We start from the raw sequence: 25445 nt of genomic DNA, 5'->3' as shown, positions 1-25445 counted from the left end.
AACGTCCTCGGTCTCCTTCACCGGCAGTACTCGCAGGAGCGTGGCTACAGCGACGGCCTTCTCGAGCAGCTCCGCGAGTCGTCAGTGCTCGAGATAACCGACATGAGCTACGACGTCCACGGGTCGAACCCGCTACATCCGCTGACGCGGGTCCGATGGACGGTCGCGTAGATCCTGGTATCGCGTCGACGAGTACAACGTGGTCGGATGGACGTACCAAACGGGTACGGACGCATCGACCGGAGCACTCGAATCGTACGTGAACGGGCGCGTTAGAACCGATCCGTCCGGCCGGCCGCCGACCAGGCGTCGGTCGGCGCGTCCCAGGGGACGCGAACGTGGCGCTGTTGCTGTGCGCGGATCCGACCGCCGAAGGCCCAGCGCTTGCCGTCCCACGTCTCCTCCTCGTCGGCCGCGGCTGCGGCAGCCGCGAGCGTTTGATCGTGGAGGTGAGCACCGATCGCCGCCACGATCGCGGCCGTCTCTTCGTCGTTCGCGTCGTCCGGGATGTCGACGTCGACGGTCGCCGGCAACGGCCCCGCGAGGTCGTTCTCGCTTTCGTTCTCGCCCTCGCCCCCGCGGGCCGATTCCCGTTCCGTGTCCGTCGCGTCCGTCCGTTCCTGGGATGCCATTGGGTTACAGCGGGATGTTGCCGTGTTTCTTGTCCGGGTTCGATTCGCGCTTGGTCTCTAACATCTCGAGGTCGTCGATCAGGCGGGGCCGCGTCTCGGTGGGAACGATGACGTCGTCGAGGAAGCCCTTGTCCGTCGCGGTGTAGGGGTTGGCGAACTCCTCGCGGTACTCCTCGATGAGTTCGTCCCGCAGTTCGTCGGGGTTCTCGGCCTCCTGGAGTTCGTCGCGGTAGAGGATGTTGACCGCGCCCTGGGGCCCCATGACGGCGATCTCGGCGGTCGGCCAGGCGTAGTTGACGTCCGCGCCGAGGTTCTTCGAGGCCATGACGCAGTAGGCACCGCCGTAGGCCTTCCGAGTGATGACGGTCAGCAGCGGGACGGTCGCCTCGGAGTAGGCGTACAGCAATTTCGCACCGTGGCGGATGATCCCGCGGTGTTCCTGGTCGGTCCCGGGCATGTAACCGGGGACGTCGACGAAGGTGACGATCGGGATGTTAAAGGAGTCACAGAAGCGGACGAACCGCGAGCCTTTCATCGAGGCGTCGACGGTGAGCGTGCCGGCGTTGACCCGTGGCTGGTTGGCGACGATGCCGACCGACCGACCGTCGAGTCGCCCGAAGCCGACGACGATGTTCTGAGCGAAGTTCTCGGCGACCTCGAAGAACGACCCCTCGTCGACGACCGAGTCGATGACGTCGGTCATGTCGTAGGGCTTCTGCGGGCTCGGCGGGACGATGTCGTTCAGCCGCTCGTCGCGGCGGTCGGGGTCGTCCCACGGATCGACCCGGGGCGGGTCCTCCACGTTGTTCTGCGGGAGATAGGAGAGCAGTCGTTTGATGTCGTCCAGGGCCTGCTCCTCGCTCTCGCAGGCGAACTGGGCGACGCCGGTCTTGTTCGCGTGGGTCATCGCGCCGCCGAGTTCTTCGTGGGTGACCTCCTCGCCGGTGACGGTCTCGGTGACGCCCGGCCCCGTGATGTACATGTGACTCGTGTCCTTCACCATGAAGATGAAGTCGGTGATCGACGGGGAGTAGACGGCCCCGCCGGCACACGGCCCCATGATCGACGAGATCTGGGGGACGACGCCGCTCGCCTCCTGGTTCCGGCGGAAGATCTCGGTGAAGCCGGCGAGGCTCTTGACGCCTTCCTGAATCCGTGCACCTGCGGAGTCGTTGAGACCGACGATGGGAGCGCCGACCTCCATCGCCATGTCCATTACCTTACACACCTTCTCCGCGAACACTTCGCCGAGAGAGCCGCCGAAGACGGTGAAGTCGTGAGCGAAGACGAAGACGGTGCGGCCGTTGACCTCACCGTAGCCCGTGACGACGCCGTCGCCGGGGATCTTCCGCTCCTCCATCCCGAACTGGCTCGTCTGGTGGGTTCGGAGCTGGTCGAACTCCGTGAAGGAGCCCTCGTCGAGGAAGTAGTCGATCCGCTCGCGGGCGGTCATCTTCCCCTTGTCGTGTTGCTTCTGGATGCGCTCTTGCCCACCGCCCTGGCGTGCTTCCTCGCGTAACTCCTCGAGTTCGTCGATGCGGTCTTCCATCGTCACGTTGGAACCACCCCAGTCGGTTTCATACGCCGTTGTGTGACGACCAATATGAAAAGGATTCCGTAATACCATCACGATTAATAACTGTTGCGCTGACAGATGTTACTCGGCTACGAAAAGTTATATATGGGTCTTCTTTTAAACAAGTGATCCATGGCACAACGTGAGACATGGTCCACAAGAACAGGGTTCATCCTCGCTGCCGTCGGCAGCGCAGTGGGATTGGGGAACATCTGGCGCTTCCCGTTCGCCGTCGGTGACGGTGGCGGGGCGGCCTTCCTGATCGTCTATCTCGCCTTCATCGCCCTGATCGGGTTCCCGGCGATCCTGGCCGAGTTCGTCGTCGGTCGGAAAACGGGACGGAACCCGGTCGGGGCGTTGATGGAGTACGGTGGCGAAGCCTGGAAGTACGTCGGTGGGGTCTTCGTCTTCATCGGCATCGTCCTCCTCTCGTACTACAGCGTCATCGCCGGCTGGTTCATCCGATACTTCCTGGCGGGCTTCCGGGGGAGCTACGCCGACCACCTCGCCAGCTACAACGGCGAGGCCATCGAGATGTTCTTCGACATGACGTTCGGCATGAGTTCGGTGGTGCTTCACACCGTGTTCATGGCGGCGACGATCGGCATCGTCGCGCTCGGCATCCGGCAGGGTATCGAGTTGGCGGTCAAGCTCATGGTGCCGGCACTGATCGTGCTGCTGGTCGGGCTCGCCGTCTGGGCGTTCACCCTCGACGGTGCGGGCGCCGGCTACGCGTACTACCTCTCGCCGGACGCAGGGACGATCGCCGAAAACTGGGCGACGCTACTGCCGGCCGCCGCCGGGCAAGCGTTCTTCACGCTGTCGCTGGGGATGGGCGTGATGATTACGTACGCCTCCTACCTCGGCGAAGACCGTAACCTGACCAAAGACGCCGCGACCATCATCGGCTTCGACACCGGGATCGCGTTCCTCGCCGGTCTGGTGGTCTTCCCCGTCTTCTTCTCGGGCGGCATCGAACCCGGCGAAGGCGGTCCGATCACCATCTTCGTCTCGATGACCGAAGCGTTCGCGAACATCCCCGGCGGCCGCGTGCTCGGTCTCGTCTTCTTCGGGACCGTCGTCATCGGCGCGCTCTCGAGCGCCATCTCGCTGCTCGAGGTCGTTACTGCCTACCTGATCGACGAGAAGGGGGTCGAACGCTGGAAAGCCGCGGGCGGCATCGGGCTCCTGATCTACGTGATCGGACTTCCGACCACGTACGACATCATCTTCATCGAACTGTACGACGGCTTCATCGACGCCGTCCTGCTGGTCTTCGGCGCGCTCATGGTGATGATCCTCGTCGGCTGGGTCGCACCGAAGGTCGCAGTCACGGAACTCGAGAAGGGGATCGGCGACCTCAACGGCCTCGCCCAGGCCTGGATCTGGGCGATCCGCGTGCCGATCATCATCGTGCTGGTCATCTCGCTGTACCTCGGCATCGTGGATTACATGGATATCCTCGCGTCGTTCTCCGAATGGATGAACGCGAACCTGTAGTCCGGTAGCTAATCGGTTCGCGGTCGATTTTCGATTTTTTGTGCAGTCGCCGTCGCGAGCGCCCGCTGTCGCGATGACTCGTCGTTTCCGGGGCCGCAACTACTCGAGTCCCCACTCCTCGTCGTCGACGCGTAGCGCCGCCAGTTCGTCCCGATCGCCGAGCAGCCGGAAGGAGAACCCGCCGTCGAGGCGAGTCACCTGCAGGTCGAGCGTCGTGACGTCGGCGGTGACTTCCGTGCTCTCGGCGGGATACTCCTCGCGGGAGTCCGGTTGATCGACGTCGTGCTCGTCGTAGCCGACGTGGGTCGACTCGACGATCAGATCGTCGTCACCGTATACGTCCGCGTCGATCCCGCCGGCCTCGATCTCCCGCACCTCGAGTCGGTACGTTTCCAGAGACACGTGCGAGGGGACACGGGGTGACGGAATGGCGGTTCGGCTTACATGCGCCTGCGGGGCGGCGTCGGCCTGGCGGCTACTCGACGTCGGCTCCGTCTTCGGACTCCACCTCGAGCAACCGCTCGTAGGACTCGGGATCCTCGCCGGGCTCGAGCCGCGTCGCCTCGACGCTGACGACGTCTTTGACCGTTCGCGGGCCGGTCAGGCCGGGCGCGACGAACCGCGAGTCGTAGTCCGCCACCGCTCCGAGCGCGTCGCCGTCCCGACCGAACGCGAGCAGTCCGTCCAGGGCGTCCCCGAGGGCGACGCAGGCCCGGTGGCCGTCCGCCGATTCCACGAGGAGGTGCGTCGTCTCGGCGGGGATCGACGCCGCGGCGGCCGCCTCCGTCTCGAGGACGTCCATGATCGCGACCCCCTGCCAGTGGTCCGTGTAGCGGTCGCCCGTCGAGCAGACGATCTCGATCTCCCGTTCCCGGACGGGGAGGTCCGCGAGCGTTTCGGGAGCCATCGTAGCGGCTTCGTCCCCGAGTATGCGGATCGGCTCCGAGAGCGACGGGCGCAGGTCTGTATCGGGCATCGGTGGTGAAACTAAGCGTTCGTGTGGTCGAGCGGCGGTCGGGCGAGTCTTGGGAACCGAACACCGTAACCGTTCTCCCCGGCTCTCGAGTGCTGGGAACCGGCGGCTCACCGAAAGCACGGCTCTCAAACCGCGTCGTACGGCCCCAGCCGCGTCCCATCGAGCAGGTACGCCTCCCCGTCCGCGAGGCCCGCCGGGAGGAACGGGGAGAGAAACGACTGTTCCGGGAGGTTCACCCACGTCCCACCGACCAGATCGTTGAACGCGGGGAGCACGATCACCTGCGGCGGATCGGCGTCGGCATCGCTCGAGAGCCACGGGGCCGGTTCCCTCTCGCCTTCGCCGTCGTCGTACTTCTCGTGATCGGCGAACGGCGTCGGATCGGCACGCCCGCGCAGCCACGTCCGCTCGACCCGACTCCCGCCGACCTCGTCCTCGAGGCGCACGCAGGGGTGTTCGTGGCCGAGACAGATCGCGTCGACGTCGCTATCCAGGAGCTCCCGGGCGGGCCAGGTGTGGCCGTGACAGACGCCGAGTCCGCCGATCGCGACCCCTTCCCCCGGAACGACGGAGACCGGCGGGAGGTCGTCGGCGGGATCGTCGGGCGGGGAGGGGGATCGACCCTCCTCAGGTCCGTCGTCGACCAGCCACGTCTCGATCGCTCCGTCGTGGTTCCCCTTGACCACCGTCACCTCGAGCGTCGATGGGAGCGACTCGAAAAGCACCTCGAGTTCGCCCCGCTCCGCGCCGCCGGGATCGCCGATCGAGTGCATCAGGTCCCCGAGGACGACGAGTCGGTCCGGATCGGTTCGGGCGATCAGGGCCTGAAGCCGCTCGCGGCGCTCGGCGGCGCGGCTGGGGACGTCGACCCCACGCTCGTACCGGAGGGCGGCCTCGTAGCCGGCGTGGTAGTCGGCGATCAGCAGGAGGCGTTCCCGTCGCGGCTCCGCGGCGTTCCCGTCGCTATCGTCGACAGTGACGGTGGCAGTCGCCGCGGGCTCGCCGGGGACGGGTTCGACGCGAACGCCGGCGTCCGGGTCGCGTCCGGGGGGCTGGGGTCGAGATCGGTCACGGACCATTCGGGTTCGAAACTCGAGCGGTTAGATCGGTTTCAGTGTCTCGTCGTCGGGTTCGTAACACTGGCCGCCCATGAGGGCGTCCTGGATCGCGTCCTCGACGGCGTCCTCGTCGACGCCGACGTCGGCGGCGACGGTGTCGACGAGTTCGTCCCGGTCGGCCCCGTCGCCGTCGTCGAGTTCGCCCATCGTTTCGACGACGTACTCCTCGAGGTCGATCTCGGCGGGATCGATCTCCTCGCTCCCGTCGGCCCCTTCGGCAGCCTCGTCTTCGGCAGCCTCGGATTCGTCGGAGGCGGCGGGTTCCGTTTCCGTCGTGTCCGGGGCTTCCTCGTCGGGCTCGGTCGTGGCCTCCTCGTCGGCGTCGCTTTCGACTTCGTCCTCGTCGGCGTCCCCGTCGGCGTCCTCGTCGGCGTCCTCGTCCTCATCCGCGAGTCCCGAGGTCGGTGCAGCCCCGAGATCGTCGGAGGGGTCGCTTTCGGAAGCCTTGGCCGCTTCGCCCTCGCTCTCGGCTTCGGCGTCCGAGTCCGAGTCGGGCTCCGGCACGTCGATTCCGGCCTCGCCCGGTTCCTCGACTTCGGCGCCCGTCGTGAACTCGGCTCCGAACTCCTCCTCGAGTTGTTCGCGCTCCTCCTCGTCCATCTCGTACATGCCTGCGTCGTCGATGGACGCGGCATCCGCCTCGGGGTCGGCGTCCGCCTCGAGGCTCGAGTCCTCGACCCCGTCGGGTTCCGTGCCGGCGTCTACCGAATCAGTCCCGCTCGCGCTCGCGTCGGCCGTGGCATCGAGTGAGTCGTCGGCAGTCGGTTCGGTCTCGCTCGCGGCGGCGTCGGCGGTATCGGGGGATTCCGCAGCCGTCACGGCGGCTTCGCCCGGCTCGGCGTCCACGGCGGTCGCCTCCGAATCGTTCGACTCCGACGGCGTCGCGGTGCCGGCCGCCGAGGCCGTCGCGACGGACTCGGGTTCGGGCGTCGACTCGGCCACTGCTTCGGCGTCGACGGGCTCGTCAGCATCCGCGCTCGCCTCGACAGCCTCCACCTCGGCAGCCGACTCGAGGTCGCTCGCCTCCAGTCCCGTCAGCTCGGTAAGCGACGCGAGAGTCGCATCCTCGCGGCCCCGATCGTCCGGACTCGCCTCGAGCGGGCCGACCTGGTCTCGGTCGCCCGCGACGACCTCGACGGCCTCGATGGCCCGGTCGCGCAGGGAAGCGAGGTACGACGGCGTGGTGCCGTAGCGGTCGCGTGCCAGCGGGACGCCAGCGGCGACTCCCGGCTCGACGCCGGCCTCGCGGAGCGCCTCCGTCAGGGCGTCGCCGCTCGCATCTACCGCGGAAGCGACCGCGTAGGTACCGATCCGTTCGAGGGTCTGCTCGGCCGCGCTGACGACCCAGCGGTCGCGGGTGTCGGCGTCGACAACTGCGACGCTTTCCGGGCGGATCGAGGTGTAGACCTCGTCGCCGTCGTCTGGTTCGAACGTGCGGGCCTTCCCGGTGACCGCGACGAACGCCGGCGGGTCGATGCTCTCGAGGGCGGCGAGTTCGTCGGGCTGGTACTGGCCGGCATAGACGACGAACGCGCCCGTCGGGTCGACGACGCGGGCCCGGACCATCTCGTCGTTGACGGCCGTGACCTCGGTGAGCGTCCCGACGGCGAACAGGCGGTTGATCCGCGCGCCCGTCGGCGAGACGACGTAGTTGGGCGCGCGCTCCTCGTCGCTCTCGGTGTAGGAGACCGAGGCGTCGTCGTACTCGGCCGCGAAGAGCCGGTAGGCGATCTCGCGGTTCGGGATCTCGACGTCCTCGTCGTTCGCGCTCATGCTTTCACCTCCTCGCTCTCGCCCTCGTCACCGGTATCGATCGACTCGAGGAACTCCCGGGCCCGTCGCTCGGGGTCGTCGTCGCTCTCCGCGAAGGTCTCTGCGTCCAGGTTCGCGCCGTACTCGTCGACCGAGAGGTGGCCGCGGACGCGGTACTCGCGGCCGACGATCCGCTCGCGGATCCGGTCGGCGACGACCTCCTGGTCCATCGCCTCGCGGGCCTGCTCCAGGGCGTCCTCGAGGGTGCCGCCGTAGACGTCCTCGGTGAGTTCGTCGTCGAGGACGGCGGTGAGGGCGCCCGTGCCGTCGTCGACGATCGCCTTCACGCGGAGGTCGTCGATCCCGTCGACGTCGCCGTGGGTGCGACACTGGCCCTTCTGGATGACCCGATAACACTCCGGACACCGCTGGATGAGGCCGGAGCCGTCCCGGACCGCGATGACGTTGCCGACGACCTCGACGTCGTAGATGCCGCCGGTGCGGACGGCCTCGGCAACGTCCATCGTCGTCGTGTCCGCGCCGACGTCGACCTCGCGGCCGAGTTCGGTCACCGTCGAGAACTCCGAGACGTTGACCTCGGGGACGCCACGGAACTCCTGGACGTAGGCGTTCTCGATGCGGACCGCGTTCCCTTCCTCGATCTCGGGTGCCGGCTCCCAGTTCGTGAACGGCAGGCGCCCGCTCTCGTCGCCGAAGACGCCGCTCAGGATCTCCGTCTCCCCGTCGCGACCGTCGATCGTCCGGCGTTCGCACTCGACGACGGCGACCTCGACGTCGACTGCGCGGTCGCCGGTCCGCAGGTCGGCGAGGTCTGCGTCGCCGCCGATCTCGTACGGTACCTCGAGCGATCCGTCCTCGAACGACAGCGAGGTGCTCTCGCCGAGGTTGAGTTCTGGTTCGCCGTCCCACTCGCGGACGGAGGCGTTGCCCGCGGTAATAGTGTCGCCCGGCGAGAGACCGAAGTCCTCCCAGGCGGTGTAGTCGACGACGCCGGTGTCGTCGGCGAGTCGCCCCTCGACGATGACGTGGTCGTCGCCCTGGTAACGGATCGACCGCTTGCCCGCGGTGAGGACCACACCCGTCACCGTGACGCTGCTGTCCTCGGGCGAGATGTCGGCGATGTCTTTCGATTCGGGCGCGCCGCCGCCACCGGAGCCGTCGCCGTACTTCCGCCGGAGGCTCCCTTTGGCCTCGTCGATCGGAACGCTGTACTCCACTAAGTTTTGCAGGTCGGACTTGACCTCCTCTTTGTCGACGCCGAGGTCGGAGGCGAGTTCCTCGGCATGATCTTCGAGTTCCATTCGGTTTCATTTCGTGTGGCGGATTTAAAAGCGTTCCCGGAGCCCGGTGAAAGTGATCGCTACGAGCGGCCTCGAGGCTGCCGTGGAGTCGTTGGCGACGTTCCTGGCTTTAACACCGCTCCGCCCGTAGGTCGGCCATGACCGTTCCCTCGCGCTCGCGGAGCCGCGAGTCCCCGTTTCGCTTCGAGTACGACCCCGCGACCATCGGCCTCGGCCCGGGTTGCGTCGACGACCTCGCGGCCGAACTCGAGCACCTGGGTCGCGAGCGGGCGCTCGTCGTCTGCGGATCGACCGTCGGCTCCACGCCTGCCGTGATCGATCCCGTGACCGCCGGCCTCGGCGATCGGCTGGCCGGCGTCTTCGACGAGACGACCCCGGAGAAACGGCTCGAGACGGCGCTGGACGGCCGGGATCGGCTCGAGGACGCGGACGCCGACGCCCTCGTGAGTCTCGGCGGCGGCAGCAGCCTCGACGTCGCGAAGGCGATCAACGCGCTCGCGGCGAGCGAGCGTACCCGCGAGGAGGCCGCCGCGGAGTTCGCCGAAACGGGAACGCTCGCGGTTCCCGACGATCCGGTTCCGATCGTCGCCGTCCCGACGACCCTCGCCGGGGCCGACCTCTCGCAGGTCGCGGGGCTCGCTGCGTCGCCGGAGTCCGGACTCGTCGACGAGACGGTCGGCGGCGGTCTCTCGGATCCCGAACTGATGCCCGCCGCGGCCTACTACGACCCGGAACTCCTCGCGACGACGCCGGAATCCGTCCTGACGGGCTCGGCGATGAACGGCTTCGACAAGGGGCTCGAGACGATCTACGCCGCGAACGCGACGCCGATCACCGACGCGACGGCCGCCCGCGGCCTCGCCGCTCTCGAGTCGAGCCTGCGCGCGTACGGCCGGGGAGAGCGGGACCTCGAGACGTACGAACGGCTGCTCGAGGGGATCGTCCTCGTCCAGTACGGCATCTCCCGGCCCGGCGAGACCACGCTGTCGATCGTCCACGCGTTCGGCCACGGGCTGACGCGAGGGTACGAGGTACAGCAGGGGGTTGCCCACGCGGTCGTCGTCCCCCACGTCCTCGAGTACCTGTTCGAACGGGACGGCGTCGACGCCCGCGTCGACGTCCTCGCGGACGCGCTCGGGGTCGAGGACGCGGGTCGGACGGGCGACGCCGTCGTCGAGACGGTAACCGAGGTCCGGGACGCGCTCGACCTGCCCTCGCGGCTCCGGGACGTCGACGGCCCGGAACCCGACGCGTTCGAGGGCGTCGCGGAGGCGATCCTCGGCGATGGGTTCATGGCGAACGCGCCGCCGAGCCTGGAGCCGTCGGTCGCGGAGATCGAAGGGGTGCTCGAGGCGGCCTGGTGACGCCGCCGGTTCGCGGCGTCTCCTCGAGCGCGTCGAAGACGATCAGGGCTCCGGTTCGACGATCCCCGTTACGGAACGGCCATCGCTACTGCTCGCTCACGAGAGCGACCGAGCGGCGGAAAACGGCTCAGTCCTCCGCCCAGTAGTACAGGTCCTCTCGAGGCGCGCCACAGTCCGGACACTCCGCTGGGAGTTCGTCTTCGATCCGGCCCAGTTCGCCACACTCCCAGCAGCGCCACATCACGTAGTCCTTCCCGGTGATGTCGCGCGCTTCGCCGAGGGTCTTTTCAGGGGACGCCTCCGGCGCGAGGACGTAGAACCCGTCGTCGTCGACGCCCCTGACGGTCCCGAGTTCGTTGCCGTCCTCGTCGTAGATCGGCTGTCCGACGTCGACGCCCGCGTACAGCCGCTGGTCGTTGCTCACGGTGGACCACCACTGTGGTACTACGACACAAAGCGAGTAAAAGCTAACACGCCGGACCGTCGGGAATCACTCCGCCTCGGCGCGTTCGTCCCCTTCGACGTAGGACGGCCGCTCGGCGTACTCGATCGGATCCCGGACGCCGATCCGCTGGAACGCCTGCAACCGATACGCGCACGCGTCGCAGGTCCCACAGGCCGGTTCGTTCTCGCGGTAACAGCTCCAGGTGTGTTCGTAGGGCACCTCGAGTTCCTCGCCGCGGCGAGCGATGTCGGTCTTCGAGTGCTCGACGAACGGCGCCTCGATCGAGATTTCGGTCTCGGGTTTCGTCCCGACCTCGACCACGTTCTCGAAGGCCTCGAAGAACTCGGGCCGGCAGTCCGGATACCCCGAGAAGTCCTCGCTGTGTGCGCCGATGAAGACCGCGTCGCAGTCGTTGGCCTCCGCGTAGGAGACGGCCATCGCGAGCAGGTTCGCGTTCCGGAAGGGGACGTACGAGGAGGGGATCTCGTCGCTGTCCATGTCCGCGTCCGCGACGTCCATGTCGTCGTCGGTGAGACTCGAGGCCCCGATCGCTGCGAGGTGGCCGGTCTCGATCCGCAGGAAGTCCGCGGCGTCGACCTCGTCGGCCAGTCGGCGGGCACACTCGAGTTCGCGGTCCTCGGTTCGCTGGCCGTAGGAGGTGTGCAGGCCGTAGATCTCGTAGCCCCGGTCGCGAGCCTCGTAGGCGGCGGTGGCGCTGTCCATGCCGCCGGAGAGGAGGACGACGGCACGCTTTTCGTCGGTTCCGTTCGATGCGACTTCGTCGGTCGGGGTAGGTTCGGTGTCGGTCATGGTGATCGTGGCAAGTCGGTTCAGGTCTCCGGCGCGTCGTTCCACAGGTCCACGTGCAGTCGCGGCGTGTACCGGAAGCCGTACTCCATCGCCAGCTCCGCGGTCCGGTTGCGGGTCTCCGCGAGCCGCTCGCGGGTCGCTCCCTCGGGCATCAGGAGGACGTCCTCGTCGCGAACGGGGACGTCGGCGACGCCCCGCAGGTCTTCGAGCAACTCGAGGATCTCCGGCATATCGTCGTCGTCGGTGACGACGAACTTCAGCTGGAAGGGGTACGCCTCGACGAGCGCGGAAAGCGCCTCGAGGTCGATCCGCGCGTTCTCGTGGCGCTTCTCCCATCCGCCCTCGCCCTGAGATTCGCTCGGAATCTCGCCTCTCGGGTCCCGCTCGGGCGTGGGCGTGCTGCTCTCGAGTTTCGGGCTGATCGAGGCGAGGTCGATCGGCGCGTCCCGATGGATCGTCCCGTTGGTCTCGACGGTAGTGTGGTACCCTCGGTCGTCGAGGCGCTCGAGCAGGGCGACGCTCTCCTCGTGGAGCAGGGGTTCGCCCCCGGTGAGTACGACGTGGTCGGCGTCGCGGGCTTCGACCTCGGCGACGATCTCCTCGAGGCTCATCATCGCGTGGGTCGGCTCCCAGGAGGTGTGGTAGGAGTCGCAGAACCAGCACCGGAGGTTACAGCCGCTCGTGCGGACGAACGTCGAGGGGACGCCGGCGAGGGTCCCCTCCCCCTGCAGGGAGGCGAACAGTTCGTTGATCGGGAGTGTGGGGACGTCGCCGTCACGTCCCTCGGTCGCGTCTCCGCGATCGCCCGTCCCCGTCGACTCCGCGTCGACCGAATCCGATACCGGCATCTCAGAACCCGCTCCCCCCGCAGAGTTCGCTCGTCTCGCTCACCCGCACCGCGACGTCCGTGACGGTGTCGGGAAGGGCCGCCTCGAGTTTCTCCTCTAAGAGGGCGCTCATCACCTCGGCCGTCGGCGGATGCTCGAGAACGACGACGCCGTCGCCGTCGCCCGCGGCCTCGAAGGCCTCGACCAGCGGGTCACCGGCCTCGAGCAGGAACACGTGGTCCCACTCCTCGATGACGCCGGTGATCTGGCCCTTGTCGGCGATCCACCCCTCTTCGGTCAGTTCGCCCTCGACGGTGACGGCGATCTCGTAGTTGTGGCCGTGGGGCCGAGAACACTTCCCGTCGTGGTGGAGCAGGCGATGGCCCGTACTGATCCGGATCGGCCGCTCGTGGCCGACCCGGAGGACCCGCCGGCTCCCGACGAGGTCCCCGGCTTCCGTTTCGGACGACTCCTCGCGCTCGAGGCGACCCGCTGTCTCGGTCATACTCGGATATTCTTCCGAGAATACTTAAGGATGATCGAACGAGCCGAGGGGCCGAGACCGACCGGGGGTCCCCTACCCGACACTCGAGGGGTCGAGATCGCCGCGGGAGGAAAACCGGGACTCGAACCGGAAGACGTGCCGCTCTCGAAGTCGGGAACGCGACCTCCCCTCCGTCCACCCCGCCGAAAAGTCGTGACCGGCGATCAGTCGTCGAGTTGATCCTGCAGCCGGTTTTTCGCCTCTGTACGCCGTTTCTTCGAACAGTCGGGGGCGTCGTCCGAGAAGTCGATCTCGATCTCGTCTAACGTCCGCCGGTAGATGTTCGTGCGCCGCCCCTTCTCGGAGAGCCGTCGGCCCTCACATGTCAACAGTCCCGCGTCTACGAGTTCCTCGATCCGCCGATAACAGGTCGCGATCGGGATCTCGACGTCCTCGCTGAGCGCCTGTGCGGACTTCGGCGTCCCCGCCGCACAGAGGATTTCCGCGCTGTACTTGTTTCCGAGGGCGGACAACACCGTGGTCGAGTCCACCTCGTCCGATTCCGTCCGACTACGTGACATCGTCACTCCGTTTCTAGTTATCAAGATTGAATCTTGTGGTTAGTGAACTGTCGCTTCGGTACGATACTGGCGCCGAGTGACATAATCGGGACGAGACGCATTTGGGGGTCCGGCCCGAACGGGTCGGTATGAACGTCGCGGTCGTCACTGTCGGAGACGAACTGCTCGCGGGGCAAACGACGAACACGAACGCCACCTGGCTCTGCGAGCGGTTCGACCGACGCGGGGTCGACGTCGAGCGGGTCACGACGGTTCCGGACCGGGTCACCGATATCGCCCGTGTCGTCAACGAGTACCGTGCCGAGTACGACGCCGTCGTCGTCACCGGCGGCGTCGGCCCGACCCACGACGACGTCACGATGGACGGGGTCGCCGCCGCGCTCGGCCGCCCGCTCGAGGAACACGAAACTGCACTCGCCTGGCTCGAGGAAGAAGGCTACTCCCGGTCGGATCTAACGGCGGGAACGGCCGACCTCCCGGCGGGCGCGCGGGCACTACACAACGAGGTCGGCGTCGCACCGGGGGCAGCCGTCGAGGGTATCTACGTCCTCCCAGGCGTGCCGGCGGAGATGCGGGCGATGTTCGAGTCGATCGAGGAGGAGTTTTCCGGGACGGAAACCTACCGGAAGGACGTCGTCGCCGACGAACCCGAGAGCGCGCTGCTGGACCGGATCGAGTCGCTTCGCGAGCGGTTCGACGTCTCGGTCGGCAGCTATCCCGGAGAGTCGGTCCGCATCGAGATCAAGGGCAACGAGGAGCCGACGGTACGCGAAGCCGCGGACTGGCTGCGCGAACGGGTCGAGACTCCGGAGCCGAATCCGGAGCCCCCGTCGACGACCGACGCGTCGAACTAGCGGTAGAGGTAGACCAGCCAGACGATCGTTACCAGCAATCCGAGGATCAGCGCCCCCCAGCCGACGACGTCCATCGGGAGCACCGGTTCCGACTCCAGCACGGCCTGCGTGAGTTCGTTCATAATCGGCGATCCGTACCCATTCCCCTTAGTTTTTCAGAAAAGCCGCGGTGATGGGGTCGCCGACTCGAGGCTGCCGGGGCGTCGGCGCGGCGAACCCGCACACTCACGTACGGCCGACGGCAACGTAGCGGCATGGAGGCTCTCGGCGTCGTCGTCAACCCGATCGCCGGCATGGGTGGTCGGGTCGGGCTGAAAGGAACCGACGGAAAAGTCGCGGAGGCGCGCCGACGCGGCGCACAGCCGCGCGCTCCGGAACGCGCCCGTGCGGCGTTGCGCTCGCTGCGGAACCGCGACCCCGACACCGCCGTCTACACGGCCGCGGGAGTCATGGGCGAACGCGCCGCTCGAGACGCGGGGTTCGATCCCGTCGTGGTCTACGACCCGGCCGACAGCGACGACCGCACGGAGGCGGATCCCGCGCGGCCGTCCGATCCGGCCGAGGCGGAGACGGCCGCGACCGACACCCGCCGGGCCGTCCGTGCCGTCCTCGAGCACGACGTCGACCTCGTGCTGTTCGTCGGCGGGGACGGAACGGCCGTCGACGTCGCGGAAACCCTCGAGTCCGTCGAGGGCGACGCGGACGACCGGACACCGGTTCTGGGGGTCCCCGCGGGCGTCAAGATCTACTCCTCGGTGTTCGCCGTCACGCCAGAGGACGCCGGTCGGATCGCCGCCGAGTTCGACCGCGTCGCCGATCGCGAGGTCAACGACATCGACGAGGACGCCTACCGCGAGGGTGAGGTCCGCGCGGAACTCCGGGCGATCGTCCCCGTACCCGTCGCGGAGGACGTCCAGTCGAGCAAGCAACTCGCGAGCGGAAGCGTCGACTCGCTCGCCGTGGGGTTCGCCCGCGAGGTCGAACCGGGCCGGACGTACGTCTTCGGCCCCGGCAGTACTGTCGGCGCGATCGAGGAGGAACTGGGACTCGAGCCGTCGCCGCTGGGCGTGGACGTGTGGCGGGCGGGGGACGACGGCGACGGCACCCTCCTCGCCCGCGACGCCGCGGAGGACGAGATCCTCGAAGTCCTCGAGGAGCCGGTGACGATCGTCGTCTCGCCGATCGGGGGCCAGGGGTTCGTTTTCGGTCGCGGGAACCACCAGATCTCGCCGCCGGTGATCCGGCGTGCCGACGAGATCGAGATCGTCGCCTCTGCCGAGAAATTGGACGGGATCGACGCGCTGCACGTCGATACCGACGACGACGACCTCGACGAGGAACTCCGGGGATGGACCCGGGTCCGAACGGGACGATTCACGACTCGACTGGTCAACGTTGCCTGAAAATATAAGGACGGGAAACACACAGCAGCGAGCAGGGCCTGTATAATCACGCGTGGAAATATAAGGGTGGTATAGTCAAGATTAAGGTCGCGCCACGCTATACCCATGCGTATGGAAACGCGGAAAGTGCAGCGACTCGGGCCGTCGACGCTGGCGATGACCCTCCCCGCCGAGTGGGCGAGCGAACACGCCGTCGAAAAGGGCGACGAGGTCTCCCTTCGAACGAGCGGAAAGGGGACCCTGACGGTGATGCCCGAATCGGCGAACTCCGAGGAGACGGAAGCGATCGTCCACGCGGACGACCTCAGCGCCACCGCCGTCGAGCGAGCGATCGTCGCCCAGTACGTCCTCGGCCGCCGGGTCATTCGCGTCGAGCGCGAGGAAGGCGCCCTCGAGTCGGATCACATCAACGCCGTCTACCAGGCCGAAACGCAACTGATGGGGCTCGGGGTCATCGAGGAGACCCCCGAGAGCATCTCGATTCGCTGTTCGGTCGACCCCGAGGACTTCACGCTCCACAACCTGCTCGAGCGCCTCGAGCGAACCGGCCAGACGATGCGCAGCGAGGCGATCAAGGCACTGGCACACGGCAACCCCGACCTCGCCCAACGAGCGCTGAACCGGGAACGACAGGCCAACAAGATCTTCGTGCTCCTGCTGCGGCTGATCTTCACGGCCTACCAGAACCCCAACCTGGCCCGCGCGGTCGGGCTCAACACCGGGTTCCCGCTGATCGGCTACCGCTCGATCGCCAAGAACCTCGAACTGACGGCGGACAACGCCGAGGACATCGCGGACATCGTCATCGAAACCGAGGGCCACTCGCTGGACGTCGATAGTTCCGTGATGCGGGACATCCGCGAACTGAACGACCTCGTCGACGAAATCACCTCGCTGGCGGTCGAAGCGGCGGTCGAACGCGACTACGACAAGTCCAACGAGGTCCGTGAACTGTTCCAGAAGAGCGCCGACCGAGAAAAGGAGATCCTCGCGGACCTGCCGGAGATGTCGAACGAGGAACTGCTGCGCGTGCGGGAAGTGCTAGTTAGCCTCCAGCAGACCGCCGAATACGCGATGCGAAACGCCGAGATCGCGGCCAACCTCGCGCTGAACGAGGAGTCGGTCCACACGACGATCAACTGATTCGGTCGGGCGTCGAATCGACGGACCCCGTCGAGCCGGTGATCGAACGAGTTCGGTTCGAGGGCCGCCCCGCATCGAGTGTTCACGCCGAGCGAAACGAATGCAATTAAGACACCGCGCTCACAACCCCCGAGCATGGCTACGGAAACGGAGTCGACGACGGACAAGGGCGTTGGAATAGCGCTTGCACTCGGCGCGGCCGCGACGCTCGGGGCGCTCGTAATGCTGACGGGCGCGCCGGAACTCGACGCAGCCTGGGGCTTTGCGGCTGCAGTCCTCTTTAGCTCGCTGGCGGTCGTCGGGATCCACCTCTGGGACTGACGAGCGGACGATCGAAACGGTGCTTTTTGCCGACTCGACCGATTCTGGCCGTTAAGAGTTAAGGCCGCCGATCCCCTAGGTCCGGTACGGACGATGACCGACTACTCCGACGAAGAGCAGCGGATCCTCTCGTATCTCCGCGAGAGCGCCGCCCGGGGCGAGCAGTACTTCCGGGCGAAAAACATCGCGGAAGCGATCGGCCTCTCGTCGAAACAGGTTGGCGTACGCCTTCCCCACATCGCGGAGAAATCCGACGAGGTCGACATCGAGAAGTGGGGACGCGCTCGGTCGACGACCTGGAAGGTCACCCTCAGTTGACCGGCGCAGTCGACTCGGTCGGCCCCGGCCCACTCCACGGTCTTTTTACCGGTGAGCAACCGACGTAGTGACATGACTGTACGGGTCGATCGGTCGTTCGAGCTGTCGGCGACCCCCGAGGAAGTCTGGGAGTTCATCGCCGACCCGGAAAACCGCGCTCGAGCGATCAGCGTCGTGCGCGAGTACACCGCCAACGATCCGGAGGGGAGACGGGTCACCTGGCACGTCGAACTCCCGATCCCGCTCGTGCGACGGACGACGGCCGTCGAAACGGAAGACCTCACGCGCCGGCCCCCGGAGTACGTCAAGTTCGTCGGGAAGTCGAAAGTGATGCAGGTCACCGGCGAACACGAGGTCGTTCAGACCGACACCGGCACCCGACTCGAGAACCACTTCGTGGTCGACGGCAAACTCCCCGGCGTCGAGAAGTTCTTCAAGCGGAACCTCGACGAGGAGATCGAGAATCTCCGCCGGGAACTCGAGCGGTATCTGGAGACGATACAATAAGAATACTACGCCTATGCCTATGACGACCGACACCGATCCAGTGACGGACACCGACGCCGACGACAGCACGCTAACCGTCGCTCTTGCCCAGATCCGCGTCGAGTCCGGAGCCCTCGACGGCAACCTGGATCGTGCCCTCGAGGCGATCGAGGAGGCCGCCGCCCGGGGCGCGGATCTTGTTGCGCTCCCCGAACTGTTCAACGTCGGCTACTTCGCGTTCGACCGCTACGAGGAGTTCGCGGAGCCGTTCGCCGGCCATACCTTCACCCAGCTACGGGAGGCGGCCGCGGACCACGGAATCGCCGTCCTCGCGGGGACTATCGTCGAAGACCTCGCGGCGACCGAGACGGTCCCGACGCCAGCCGACGAGGGTCTCGCCAATACCGCAGCGCTGTTCGACGCCGACGGCGACCGGCAACTCGTCTATCGCAAGCACCACCTGTTCGGGTACGAGTCCGCCGAATCGGAGCTGCTGGTCCCCGGCGAACGCATCGAGACGGCCTCGATCGGTGGCGTCGGCATCGGCGTGACGACCTGCTACGACCTGCGGTTCCCGGAACTCTACCGGCGGCTGGTCGACTCGGAGCCGGGCGCCGACCTGCTGCTCGTCCCGAGCGCGTGGCCCTACCCGCGGGTCGAACACTGGGAGACCCTCTCGCGTGCGCGAGCGATCGAGAACCAGTGTTACGTCGCCACGATAAACGGCAGCGGCGAGTTCCCCGACGCCGACGCGACGCTGCTCGGCCGATCGACCGTCCACGACCCGTGGGGCGTCTCGCTGGCCTCGAGCGGCGACGAGCCGGCGCTGGTCACGGCCGAGGTCGATCCCGTCCGGGTCGCCGACGTTCGGGAGGAGTTCCCGGCGCTTCACGACAGGCGGCTGTAGACGTCGGCACTGACGGGTGCGACACGGTGCCGCCGGCTACCGCTACCGCTGACTTTTTGTTCGGCCATGCCCTTGATCGGAGTGCCGGTAGGGACGCTTTTCACGTCGCAACCGGCATTGCGCGTCGCTCCGGCTTCGATCCGATCCGGCCCGGCCCGTCGACGCTCGTTTCCCGGGAACGAGCGTCCTCACCCGTCTCCTCGTTTCGAGGCCGACACCCACCCAATCTCGTCCCGTCCTCAGTTCGTCCGCGTCCCGTCCTCAGTTCGTTGTCGTCCGTTTCGTCGCCGTTCCGAACCGGCGGCTAGCCGGTTCGGCCGGTTCGCCTTCGTACTCCTGTCCCTCGCCTCGAATCGACGGTTCCCGCCCCGTCTAGACCGGAACCGTAGAGCCAGCCCCAGTAGACCTCGAGACAGCAGCTACGGGACGGACTTTTCCCAGTACCGTAAAAATCGCAGAGTCGGAACTCGAGTGCGACCGCCGACGATCAGTCGTCTTTCGTAATGATGTCCGCCGAGAGGCCCTGTGCCATCTCGATCTCCTTCGAGTTGTTCATCGTCCAGGCGGTGCGCTCGGTGACGGCTTCGATCGCCTCGCGGGCGCTCGGGTAGCCGTTGCCGGACTTCTTGACGCCGCCGAACGGCAACTGGACCTCGGCGCCGATACACGGCAGGTTCGCGTACGCCAGTCCGATGTCGGCGTGATCGCGGAAGTAGTTGATCTGTCGGTAGTCCTCGGAAATGACCGCGCCAGCGAGTCCGTAGGGCGTGTCGTTGTGGATTTCGACGGCGTCCTCGATGTCACCCGAGTACTCGAGCAGGGCGACGTGCGGGCCGAAACACTCCTCTTTCAGGCAGCGCAGGTCGGTGTCGTAGTCGATCTCGTAGACGAACGGGCCGACCCAGTGGCCGTCTTCGTGGCCCTCGGGAATCTCGTCCTCGGCGAGTTCGAACCGGTCGACCAGGACGTTCGCCCCCTCCTTCTCGGCGAGTTCGTTGTGCTTGCGGATCTTCTCGACATGGTCGGCCTCGATGGCCGGCCCCATGAACGTGTCCTCCTCGAGGGGGTCGCCGACGGCGATGTCCTCGGCGATGTCGACGAACCGTTCCTTGAACTCGTCGTAGACGTCCTCGTGGACGATCAGGCGCTCGGAGGAGACACAGCGCTGACCGGTGGTCTTGAAGCTCGACATCACGGCGGAGTGGACGGCGATGTCGAGGTCCGCCTCCTCGGTGATGACGATGCCGTTCTTGCCGCCCATCTCGCAGGCCGCGAGCTTGCCGGGTTCGCCGCCGACTTTGCTGGCGATCTCGTGGCCGACCTCCGCGGAGCCGGTAAAGAGGACGGTGTCGACGCGGCCATCGTCGCTGATCGCGGCGCCGGCGTCGCCGAAGCCCTGGACCATGTTGAAGACGCCGTCGGGGATGCCGGCGTCCTCCATCATCTCGGCGATGATCTGGCCACACCACGGCGTCTGCTCGGCGGGCTTCCAGACGACCGTGTTCCCCTCGACCAGCGCGATGGCCATGTGCCAGAACGGGATCGCGACCGGGAAGTTCCAGGGGGTGATACAGCCGACGACGCCGCGAGGTTTGCGGCGCATGTAGGCGTCCTTGCTGCCGACTTCGCTCGGGACGACGTCGCCGTGGGGGTGGCGGGCGTTGCCCGCTGCCCACTCGACCATGTGCCAGGCCTCGGTGACGTCGGCTTTCCCCTCGGAGATCTCCTTGCCACACTCCTTGGAGACGATCTCGCCGAGTTCCTCGTGGCGTTCCCGCAGTTCGTGGTAGATATCCCACAGGTACTCCGCGCGGTCGATGTAGGACAGTTCGCGCCACTCCTCGAAGGCGTCCTCGGCCGCCTCGAGTGCGGCGTCGACGTCGTCTTCGGTGCCGCGGTGGAACTCCGCGAGCGTCTCGCCCGTCGCCGGGCTCTCGCTCTCGAAGGTCTCGGAGCCGCTGCCTTCGGTCCACTCGCCGCCGATGTAATGCTGATGTGTTTGCGTTCCGGCTTGCTGCGACATGGTTCGTCATTACTCCCTGATCTCATGTAAGCCCCACCGATCATGGTCGCCCCGACCGAGTTATTTTCGGACCGACAGAGCGCTAACGCATTGGTCGGGTGGTGGCTTATGGTCTCCGTCTCGAGGAATACGAACGAATGATTCCCCCTATCGCGAGCAAATTCGTCGCGGGTGAGACGTCCGCCGAGGCCATCGAACACGTCCGGGCGCTCAACGAGCGCGACGTCGCCGGCATCCTCAATCTGCTCGGCGAGCACTACGACGACCCCGCCAACGCGGCGGCGGACACCCAGTCCTATCTCGAGTTGATCGACGACATCGGCCGCTCGGACGTCGACGCCTGCGTCTCGGTCAAACCGTCACAGATCGGGCTCGACGTCGGCGCGGACACGTTCGCGGAGAACCTCACCGAGATCGCCGACCGCGGTGCCGAACGGGACGTCTTCGTCTGGGTCGACATGGAGGATCACACGACGACCGACGCCACCCTCGACGCTTACGAGGAGCTCGTCCGCGAGCACGGGGGCGGCATGGGGCTGTGCCTCCAGGCGAACCTCGAGCGGACCCGCGAGGACCTCGAGCGACTGGCCGACGCCCCGGGCAAGGTCCGGATCGTCAAGGGGGCCTACGACGAACCCGCCTCCGTCGCCTACACCGACAAGGACCGGGTCGACGAGAACTACCGGGACCTCATCGAGTACATGTTCGAGTCGTTCGACGACGGGGTCGCGGTCGGCAGTCACGATCCGGAGTTCGTCTCGCTCGCCCGGGAGCTTCACCGGGAACACGGGACGCCCTACGAGATCCAGATGCTGATGGGCGTCCGGACCGACGCCCAGTACGAACTGGCCGCCGACGGCGTCGAGGTCTACCAGTACATCCCCTACGGAAACAAGTGGTTCTCGTACTTCTACCGGAGAGTCCGCGAGCGCAAGGAGAACCTGCTGTTCGCGCTGCGAGCGATCCTGAGCTGAACTGACCGGATGCGGAATCAGGGGTCCAGGAGCTTCGACTCCGCCCGTCGCAAGTGCTCGAGCAGCGTCGACTTCGCGACATCGAGTTCGTCGGCCAGTTCCCGGGTCGTGATCTCGCGAGGCCACTCGTAGTAGCCCGCTTCGCGGGCGTGTTCGAACACCTCGCGCTGGCTCGTCGTCAGCGTGTCCAGCCGTTGCTCGCGGGTCGACCGGTCGGGGGCCTCCGAGGTCGTGATCGACGTGATCGTCACCTCCGCGCCGGACTGTTCGCGCACGTCGTCAAGCGACTCCTCGATCGCGGACCGGTCCCCGGCGAAACAGAGGTTCCACTCCTCGCTCCCGTCTTCGATGTGGACCGGCGCGCTGTGGACGAACCCGTGCTCGAGCAACGTCGGACAGACCATCTCCGTGGGGTCGTACTCGAGGAAGAACTCGCGGACGACGTTACCGGGCGCGTTGCGGGCGCGGCCGAACCGCTCCTGGAGTTCGAACACTTCGCCGGAGTGGTCGGACTCGCGGATCGCGTCCAGGAGCTGCTCGACTTCCGCGGAGGTGTCGCCGAAGGCGGTGAACAGCCCCTTGACGGTGTTTGGGCTCTCGCCCTCCGTGGTCGGCGAGTTGTAGACCGCGTGAGCGAGCACGCCGCCCCCCGTTCGATCGGTCGCCTCGATCGCCCAGCAGTTCGGGTGCCACAGATCGAGGGTCAACCGAACGCTCGAGAGCTCGCCCTGAAGACTCATGTGTAGCCATGTCTCAACGCCGGGCTTCTATGTTGCGTTTTCGAAGCGGTCGTCCACCGAACGCCGTGCTCGACTGATATTCGTACAGGAAACGGCCGGGGACGTGGCGTCTCACCCACCGACCCGTGGGCGGATCAAACGATCAGGCTCTCGAGGTCCCGTGGGTAGTCGGTCAGCGTCTCGGTTCCGTCCTCGGTCACTACCACGGTATCGGAGTGGCGGAAGCCGCCGACGTCCGGAACGTAGAACCCCGGCTCGACGGTGAACAGTTCGCCCGGTCGGATCTCGCCTTCCTGGTCGACGTCGAGGAACGGCCGCTCGTGGCCTTCCATACCGATGTTGTGGCCGACGTGGTGCTGGGTGTACTCGGCGACCCCCTGCTCTTCGTAGTAGTCGACGACAGCCTCCTCGACGGCGGCGTACTCGACGCCCGGGCCGATCGCATCGATCGCGATCTCCTGGGACTCCGTCATGATCTCGAAGTACTCCCGCTTCTCGTCGGACACCTCGCCGACGAACATCGTCCGCTCGAGTTCGGTCGTGTAGCCGCCGACGGTCGGCTTGACGATGGTGACGATATTGTCACCGCGTTCGATCCGCGTCGTCTGGTCCATGCTGTGGGGTAGTTCAGTCACGTCGCCGGTCGTGAACAGACACTGCATCGGGTTCGCCCACGACCGCATCTCGTAACGGTCCCCGAGCGCGTCGAGCATCGGCTTGACGGCCTCGGCCTCGACCTCCGCACGAACTTCGATCGGCCGTCGGCCCGGCTCGATCCGTTCCTGGAGGAGCCGATGACCGAAGTTGGCCCAGACGCTCGCCTCCCGGATCAGATCGATCTCGGCGTCGCTTTTCGTCTCACGCATCTCCGTAACGTACGCCTCGAGGCCGACCTCCGCGTCCACCAGTTCCGAGAGTGCGGGGCCTGTATAGCCGTTGCGGGCCGGACTCCCATCGGAGTCGACCGCGATCGAGCCGTCCGCCAGCCCGAGTCGCTCGCACATCTCCGCGACCCGTTCCATCGGATCACCCTGTGGGTACTCGAAGTAGGTCGTCACCTCGTCGATCAGGAACTCCCCGCGTTCGGCGTGTTCCCGCTCGAGTCTGGGGACGACCGCCTCGATTCGCTCGTCGGTAATCCCTAGCGCGACCGGCCGTTCGGTCGGGAGGTGGTACATTCCGCTGGCGTAGTGGATGTTCAACGCGCCGAAGAGGACGAGGCCGTCGTAGCCGTCCGCGTCGGCACGCTCGAGCAAGTCTCGTGTTCGCCGTCGGTGTTCGGTCTCCGGGATCGAAAGCTCCGTCATGGATCGACACAAGCGGGCTGCCGATAGTAAAAGGGGACCCGACCACGGCCGGGCACACTACGTGTTTACTACACGTAATGATCGACCGGGAACGATCGGTTGGATGGGTATTTAAGAACGGAGTTTTAGAATCCGGTACCATGGCAGTCGAATCCGACGTGACGTTGCTCTATATCGTCGCCGGGTATCTGGCCGTGATGCTCGGCGTTGGCGTCTGGGCGTACGGGCAGACGAACACCGCCGAGGACTTCATGGTCGCCGGCCGAAGCCTCGGGACGGCGGTCATCGCCGGCACCTTGCTCGCGACGTGGATGGGCTCCGGGACGGTGACCGGCGGCGCGAACTCGGTCGCGTACGACAACGGGCTGATTCCGGCCATCCTGTTCGGCACCGCCGCGCTCATCGGTATCGGCATTCTAAAGGCCCTCGCCCCGCGGATCCGCGGGTTCGACAAGCTGACGATCCCCGAGATGATCGAGGCGGAACTCGGGAAGGAAGGACGGATCATCAGCCTGCTCGTGATCGCCTTCGCCTACGTCGGGATCGTCTCCTACCAGTTCATCGGCCTCGGCTACGTGCTGAACGTCACCACCGGCATCCCGGTCTCACAGGGGACCCTGATCGGGACCGCCGTCATCATCGCACTGGCGGCGATGGGCGGTCTGATGTCCGTCGCCTACACGGACGCGATCAGCGCCTTCCTGATGCTCGTCGGCCTCGTGATCGCGGTTCCGTTCGTCGTCCTCGAGGCCGGCGGCTGGTCCGGGATCACCGCGAGCGTCCCCGAGACTCACCTCGACGTCCTCGGCGACCTCTCCGCCCTCGAGTTCTTCGCTCTCTGGGCCCCGCCGCTGCTGTTGATCCTCGCCGACCAGAACATGTACCAGCGCATCATCGCCGGGGAGACCGACGAAGGGACCGACGCGGGGCTAGTCGCCTGGTTCGTCGGCGTCGTCGCGACGATGACGCTCGTCCCCATCATCGCGTTCGCCTCGCGGGCGATGTTCCCCGACCTCGACCCGGGGATGGCCCTGATTGCGACGACGACGGAACTCCCGACCTGGGTCGGCGGCATCCTGCTCGCCGCCGCCGCGGCCTTCATCATCACCACCGGGAGCTCCTACCTGCTGTCGGCCTGTACGAACCTCTCGCAGGACCTCTACAAGGGCCTCATCAACCCGGACGCCTCCGACCAGCAGGTCTTCTGGCTGACCCGCGCGTTCGTGGTGGTCCTCGGGATCTTCGCGTTCGTCCTCGGGCAGGAGTTCCCGACGATCCTCGAGGTCCAGATGTACTCCTACACGGCCTACGGTGCGGCGATCACGCCCGCCCTGCTCGCGATCTTCCTGATGCGCGAGCGCCTGACCAAACTGGGCGGCCTCACGGGGATGATCGTCGGCGCGTTGCTCGCGATCACGTGGGATACGGTCCTCGCCAGCCCGTACGGGCTGGATGCGGTGATCGTCGCGGCCCCGATCGCCGGACTGCTCATCGTCCTTGTTAGCACCCTTACGGACGGCGAATCGGCCCCGAGGCCGAGTCAGGCTTGAGCGGCCGAGCGGCTGAGCGGTAGCGGCCACCC

27 protein-coding genes are annotated in these 25445 nt (G+C 66.7%); 11 read left to right on the top strand and 16 right to left on the bottom strand.

Annotated elements, in window-relative coordinates; translation table 11 throughout:
- Nucleotides 1-272: 272 nt before the first annotated feature.
- Entirely contained in the window at nt 273-632 is a 360-nt protein-coding gene (locus CHINAEXTREME_RS19460) for a hypothetical protein (RefSeq protein ID WP_007140559.1), read from the bottom strand.
- A gap of 4 nt (nt 633-636) precedes the next feature.
- On the bottom strand, nt 637-2181 hold the full coding sequence (locus CHINAEXTREME_RS19455; RefSeq protein ID WP_007140560.1) for an acyl-CoA carboxylase subunit beta: 1545 nt from the start codon (nt 2179-2181) through the stop codon (nt 637-639).
- A 159-nt stretch (nt 2182-2340) separates the two neighbouring features.
- Between CHINAEXTREME_RS19455 and CHINAEXTREME_RS19450 the strand changes: the two genes are divergently transcribed.
- Entirely contained in the window at nt 2341-3708 is a 1368-nt protein-coding gene (locus tag CHINAEXTREME_RS19450) for a sodium-dependent transporter (protein WP_029601602.1), read from the top strand.
- Nucleotides 3709-3807: 99 nt separating this feature from the next.
- On the opposite strand, the gene CHINAEXTREME_RS19445 is transcribed toward CHINAEXTREME_RS19450, so the two are convergent.
- From CHINAEXTREME_RS19445 to CHINAEXTREME_RS19425, 5 genes are all read right to left on the bottom strand, one after another.
- Complete coding sequence (locus CHINAEXTREME_RS19445; RefSeq protein ID WP_007140562.1) at nt 3808-4110, bottom strand: hypothetical protein; 303 nt, start codon at nt 4108-4110, stop codon at nt 3808-3810.
- A 73-nt stretch (nt 4111-4183) separates the two neighbouring features.
- Entirely contained in the window at nt 4184-4684 is a 501-nt protein-coding gene (locus CHINAEXTREME_RS19440) for a molybdopterin-dependent oxidoreductase (RefSeq protein WP_007140563.1), read from the bottom strand.
- A 125-nt stretch (nt 4685-4809) separates the two neighbouring features.
- Nucleotides 4810-5763: a metallophosphoesterase gene (locus tag CHINAEXTREME_RS19435; RefSeq protein ID WP_007140564.1), complete on the bottom strand. Its 954-nt coding sequence runs from the start codon at nt 5761-5763 to the stop codon at nt 4810-4812.
- A gap of 21 nt (nt 5764-5784) precedes the next feature.
- Nucleotides 5785-7575 carry a hypothetical protein gene (locus CHINAEXTREME_RS19430; protein WP_007140565.1) on the bottom strand — a complete coding sequence of 597 codons (1791 nt, stop codon included), beginning with the start codon at nt 7573-7575 and terminating at the stop codon, nt 5785-5787.
- The gene (locus CHINAEXTREME_RS19425) at nt 7572-8876 is read right to left on the bottom strand and encodes a Single-stranded DNA binding protein (protein WP_007140566.1); all 1305 of its coding nucleotides are present in this window, start codon (nt 8874-8876) and stop codon (nt 7572-7574) included. The genes CHINAEXTREME_RS19430 and CHINAEXTREME_RS19425 overlap by 4 nt, the downstream gene beginning before the upstream one ends.
- Before the next feature lie 137 nt (nt 8877-9013).
- Here CHINAEXTREME_RS19425 and CHINAEXTREME_RS19420 point away from each other — a divergent pair, with 137 nt between their 5' ends.
- A complete protein-coding gene (locus CHINAEXTREME_RS19420) occupies nt 9014-10240 on the top strand; it encodes an iron-containing alcohol dehydrogenase family protein (protein ID WP_007140567.1) in 1227 nt (408 codons plus the stop codon).
- A 127-nt stretch (nt 10241-10367) separates the two neighbouring features.
- Here the strand turns inward: CHINAEXTREME_RS19420 and CHINAEXTREME_RS19415 are convergent, their stop codons facing one another.
- The 5 genes from CHINAEXTREME_RS19415 to CHINAEXTREME_RS19395 all read right to left on the bottom strand — a co-directional run bounded on the left by CHINAEXTREME_RS19415 (nt 10368) and on the right by CHINAEXTREME_RS19395 (nt 13387).
- On the bottom strand, nt 10368-10664 hold the full coding sequence (locus CHINAEXTREME_RS19415; protein ID WP_007140568.1) for a DUF7130 family rubredoxin-like protein: 297 nt from the start codon (nt 10662-10664) through the stop codon (nt 10368-10370).
- Between the two features lie 66 nt (nt 10665-10730).
- Nucleotides 10731-11495 (bottom strand): 7-cyano-7-deazaguanine synthase QueC, encoded by a 765-nt coding sequence (gene queC, locus CHINAEXTREME_RS19410; protein ID WP_010546703.1) that lies wholly within the window; start codon nt 11493-11495, stop codon nt 10731-10733.
- A gap of 20 nt (nt 11496-11515) precedes the next feature.
- Entirely contained in the window at nt 11516-12343 is an 828-nt protein-coding gene (locus CHINAEXTREME_RS19405) for a 7-carboxy-7-deazaguanine synthase QueE (RefSeq protein ID WP_007140570.1), read from the bottom strand.
- Nucleotide 12344: 1 nt separating this feature from the next.
- The gene (locus CHINAEXTREME_RS19400) at nt 12345-12827 is read right to left on the bottom strand and encodes a 6-pyruvoyl trahydropterin synthase family protein (RefSeq protein WP_007140571.1); all 483 of its coding nucleotides are present in this window, start codon (nt 12825-12827) and stop codon (nt 12345-12347) included.
- Nucleotides 12828-13030: 203 nt separating this feature from the next.
- Nucleotides 13031-13387, bottom strand: coding sequence for a winged helix-turn-helix domain-containing protein (locus CHINAEXTREME_RS19395; RefSeq protein WP_007140572.1), 357 nt, complete (start codon nt 13385-13387; stop codon nt 13031-13033).
- Between the two features lie 128 nt (nt 13388-13515).
- Here CHINAEXTREME_RS19395 and CHINAEXTREME_RS19390 point away from each other — a divergent pair, with 128 nt between their 5' ends.
- Complete coding sequence (locus tag CHINAEXTREME_RS19390) at nt 13516-14241, top strand: competence/damage-inducible protein A (RefSeq protein WP_007140573.1); 726 nt, start codon at nt 13516-13518, stop codon at nt 14239-14241.
- On the opposite strand, the gene CHINAEXTREME_RS22480 is transcribed toward CHINAEXTREME_RS19390, so the two are convergent.
- Nucleotides 14238-14363: a hypothetical protein gene (locus CHINAEXTREME_RS22480; RefSeq protein WP_007140574.1), complete on the bottom strand. Its 126-nt coding sequence runs from the start codon at nt 14361-14363 to the stop codon at nt 14238-14240. The genes CHINAEXTREME_RS19390 and CHINAEXTREME_RS22480 overlap by 4 nt on opposite strands.
- A 132-nt stretch (nt 14364-14495) precedes the next feature.
- Between CHINAEXTREME_RS22480 and CHINAEXTREME_RS19385 the strand changes: the two genes are divergently transcribed.
- The 6 genes from CHINAEXTREME_RS19385 to CHINAEXTREME_RS19360 all read left to right on the top strand — a co-directional run bounded on the left by CHINAEXTREME_RS19385 (nt 14496) and on the right by CHINAEXTREME_RS19360 (nt 18819).
- Nucleotides 14496-15644, top strand: coding sequence for an ATP-NAD kinase family protein (locus CHINAEXTREME_RS19385; RefSeq protein WP_007140575.1), 1149 nt, complete (start codon nt 14496-14498; stop codon nt 15642-15644).
- A gap of 111 nt (nt 15645-15755) precedes the next feature.
- The gene (locus tag CHINAEXTREME_RS19380; protein ID WP_007140576.1) at nt 15756-16787 is read left to right on the top strand and encodes a phosphate signaling complex PhoU family protein; all 1032 of its coding nucleotides are present in this window, start codon (nt 15756-15758) and stop codon (nt 16785-16787) included.
- Nucleotides 16788-16922: 135 nt separating this feature from the next.
- A complete protein-coding gene (locus CHINAEXTREME_RS19375) occupies nt 16923-17108 on the top strand; it encodes a DUF7525 family protein (RefSeq protein ID WP_007140577.1) in 186 nt (61 codons plus the stop codon).
- 93 nt (nt 17109-17201) lie between these two features.
- Nucleotides 17202-17426, top strand: coding sequence for a DUF7123 family protein (locus CHINAEXTREME_RS19370; RefSeq protein ID WP_007140578.1), 225 nt, complete (start codon nt 17202-17204; stop codon nt 17424-17426).
- Nucleotides 17427-17498: 72 nt separating this feature from the next.
- On the top strand, nt 17499-17933 hold the full coding sequence (locus tag CHINAEXTREME_RS19365; RefSeq protein ID WP_007140579.1) for an SRPBCC family protein: 435 nt from the start codon (nt 17499-17501) through the stop codon (nt 17931-17933).
- A gap of 19 nt (nt 17934-17952) precedes the next feature.
- On the top strand, nt 17953-18819 hold the full coding sequence (locus tag CHINAEXTREME_RS19360; RefSeq protein ID WP_007140580.1) for a nitrilase-related carbon-nitrogen hydrolase: 867 nt from the start codon (nt 17953-17955) through the stop codon (nt 18817-18819).
- A 487-nt stretch (nt 18820-19306) separates the two neighbouring features.
- Here CHINAEXTREME_RS19360 and CHINAEXTREME_RS19355 read toward each other — a convergent pair whose 3' ends face one another.
- On the bottom strand, nt 19307-20842 hold the full coding sequence (locus tag CHINAEXTREME_RS19355; protein ID WP_007140581.1) for an aldehyde dehydrogenase family protein: 1536 nt from the start codon (nt 20840-20842) through the stop codon (nt 19307-19309).
- 137 nt (nt 20843-20979) lie between these two features.
- Here CHINAEXTREME_RS19355 and CHINAEXTREME_RS19350 point away from each other — a divergent pair, with 137 nt between their 5' ends.
- Complete coding sequence (locus CHINAEXTREME_RS19350; protein ID WP_007140582.1) at nt 20980-21816, top strand: proline dehydrogenase family protein; 837 nt, start codon at nt 20980-20982, stop codon at nt 21814-21816.
- Between the two features lie 17 nt (nt 21817-21833).
- Here the strand turns inward: CHINAEXTREME_RS19350 and CHINAEXTREME_RS19345 are convergent, their stop codons facing one another.
- A complete protein-coding gene (locus tag CHINAEXTREME_RS19345; protein WP_007140583.1) occupies nt 21834-22556 on the bottom strand; it encodes a helix-turn-helix domain-containing protein in 723 nt (240 codons plus the stop codon).
- A gap of 134 nt (nt 22557-22690) precedes the next feature.
- Nucleotides 22691-23863 carry a M24 family metallopeptidase gene (locus CHINAEXTREME_RS19340; protein WP_007140584.1) on the bottom strand — a complete coding sequence of 391 codons (1173 nt, stop codon included), beginning with the start codon at nt 23861-23863 and terminating at the stop codon, nt 22691-22693.
- 140 nt (nt 23864-24003) lie between these two features.
- On the opposite strand from CHINAEXTREME_RS19340, the gene CHINAEXTREME_RS19335 reads away from it, so the two are divergent.
- Complete coding sequence (locus CHINAEXTREME_RS19335) at nt 24004-25413, top strand: sodium:solute symporter family protein (RefSeq protein ID WP_007140585.1); 1410 nt, start codon at nt 24004-24006, stop codon at nt 25411-25413.
- The last annotated feature ends 32 nt before the right edge of the window (nt 25414-25445 follow it).

Origin of the sequence: Halobiforma lacisalsi AJ5 (genome assembly GCF_000226975.2) — an archaeon.
GTDB classification, from domain to species: Archaea; Halobacteriota; Halobacteria; order Halobacteriales; family Natrialbaceae; genus Natronobacterium; species Natronobacterium lacisalsi.
Note: the sequence above shows the minus strand (reverse complement) of the source record. Positions and strands in the feature narration are given on the sequence as shown.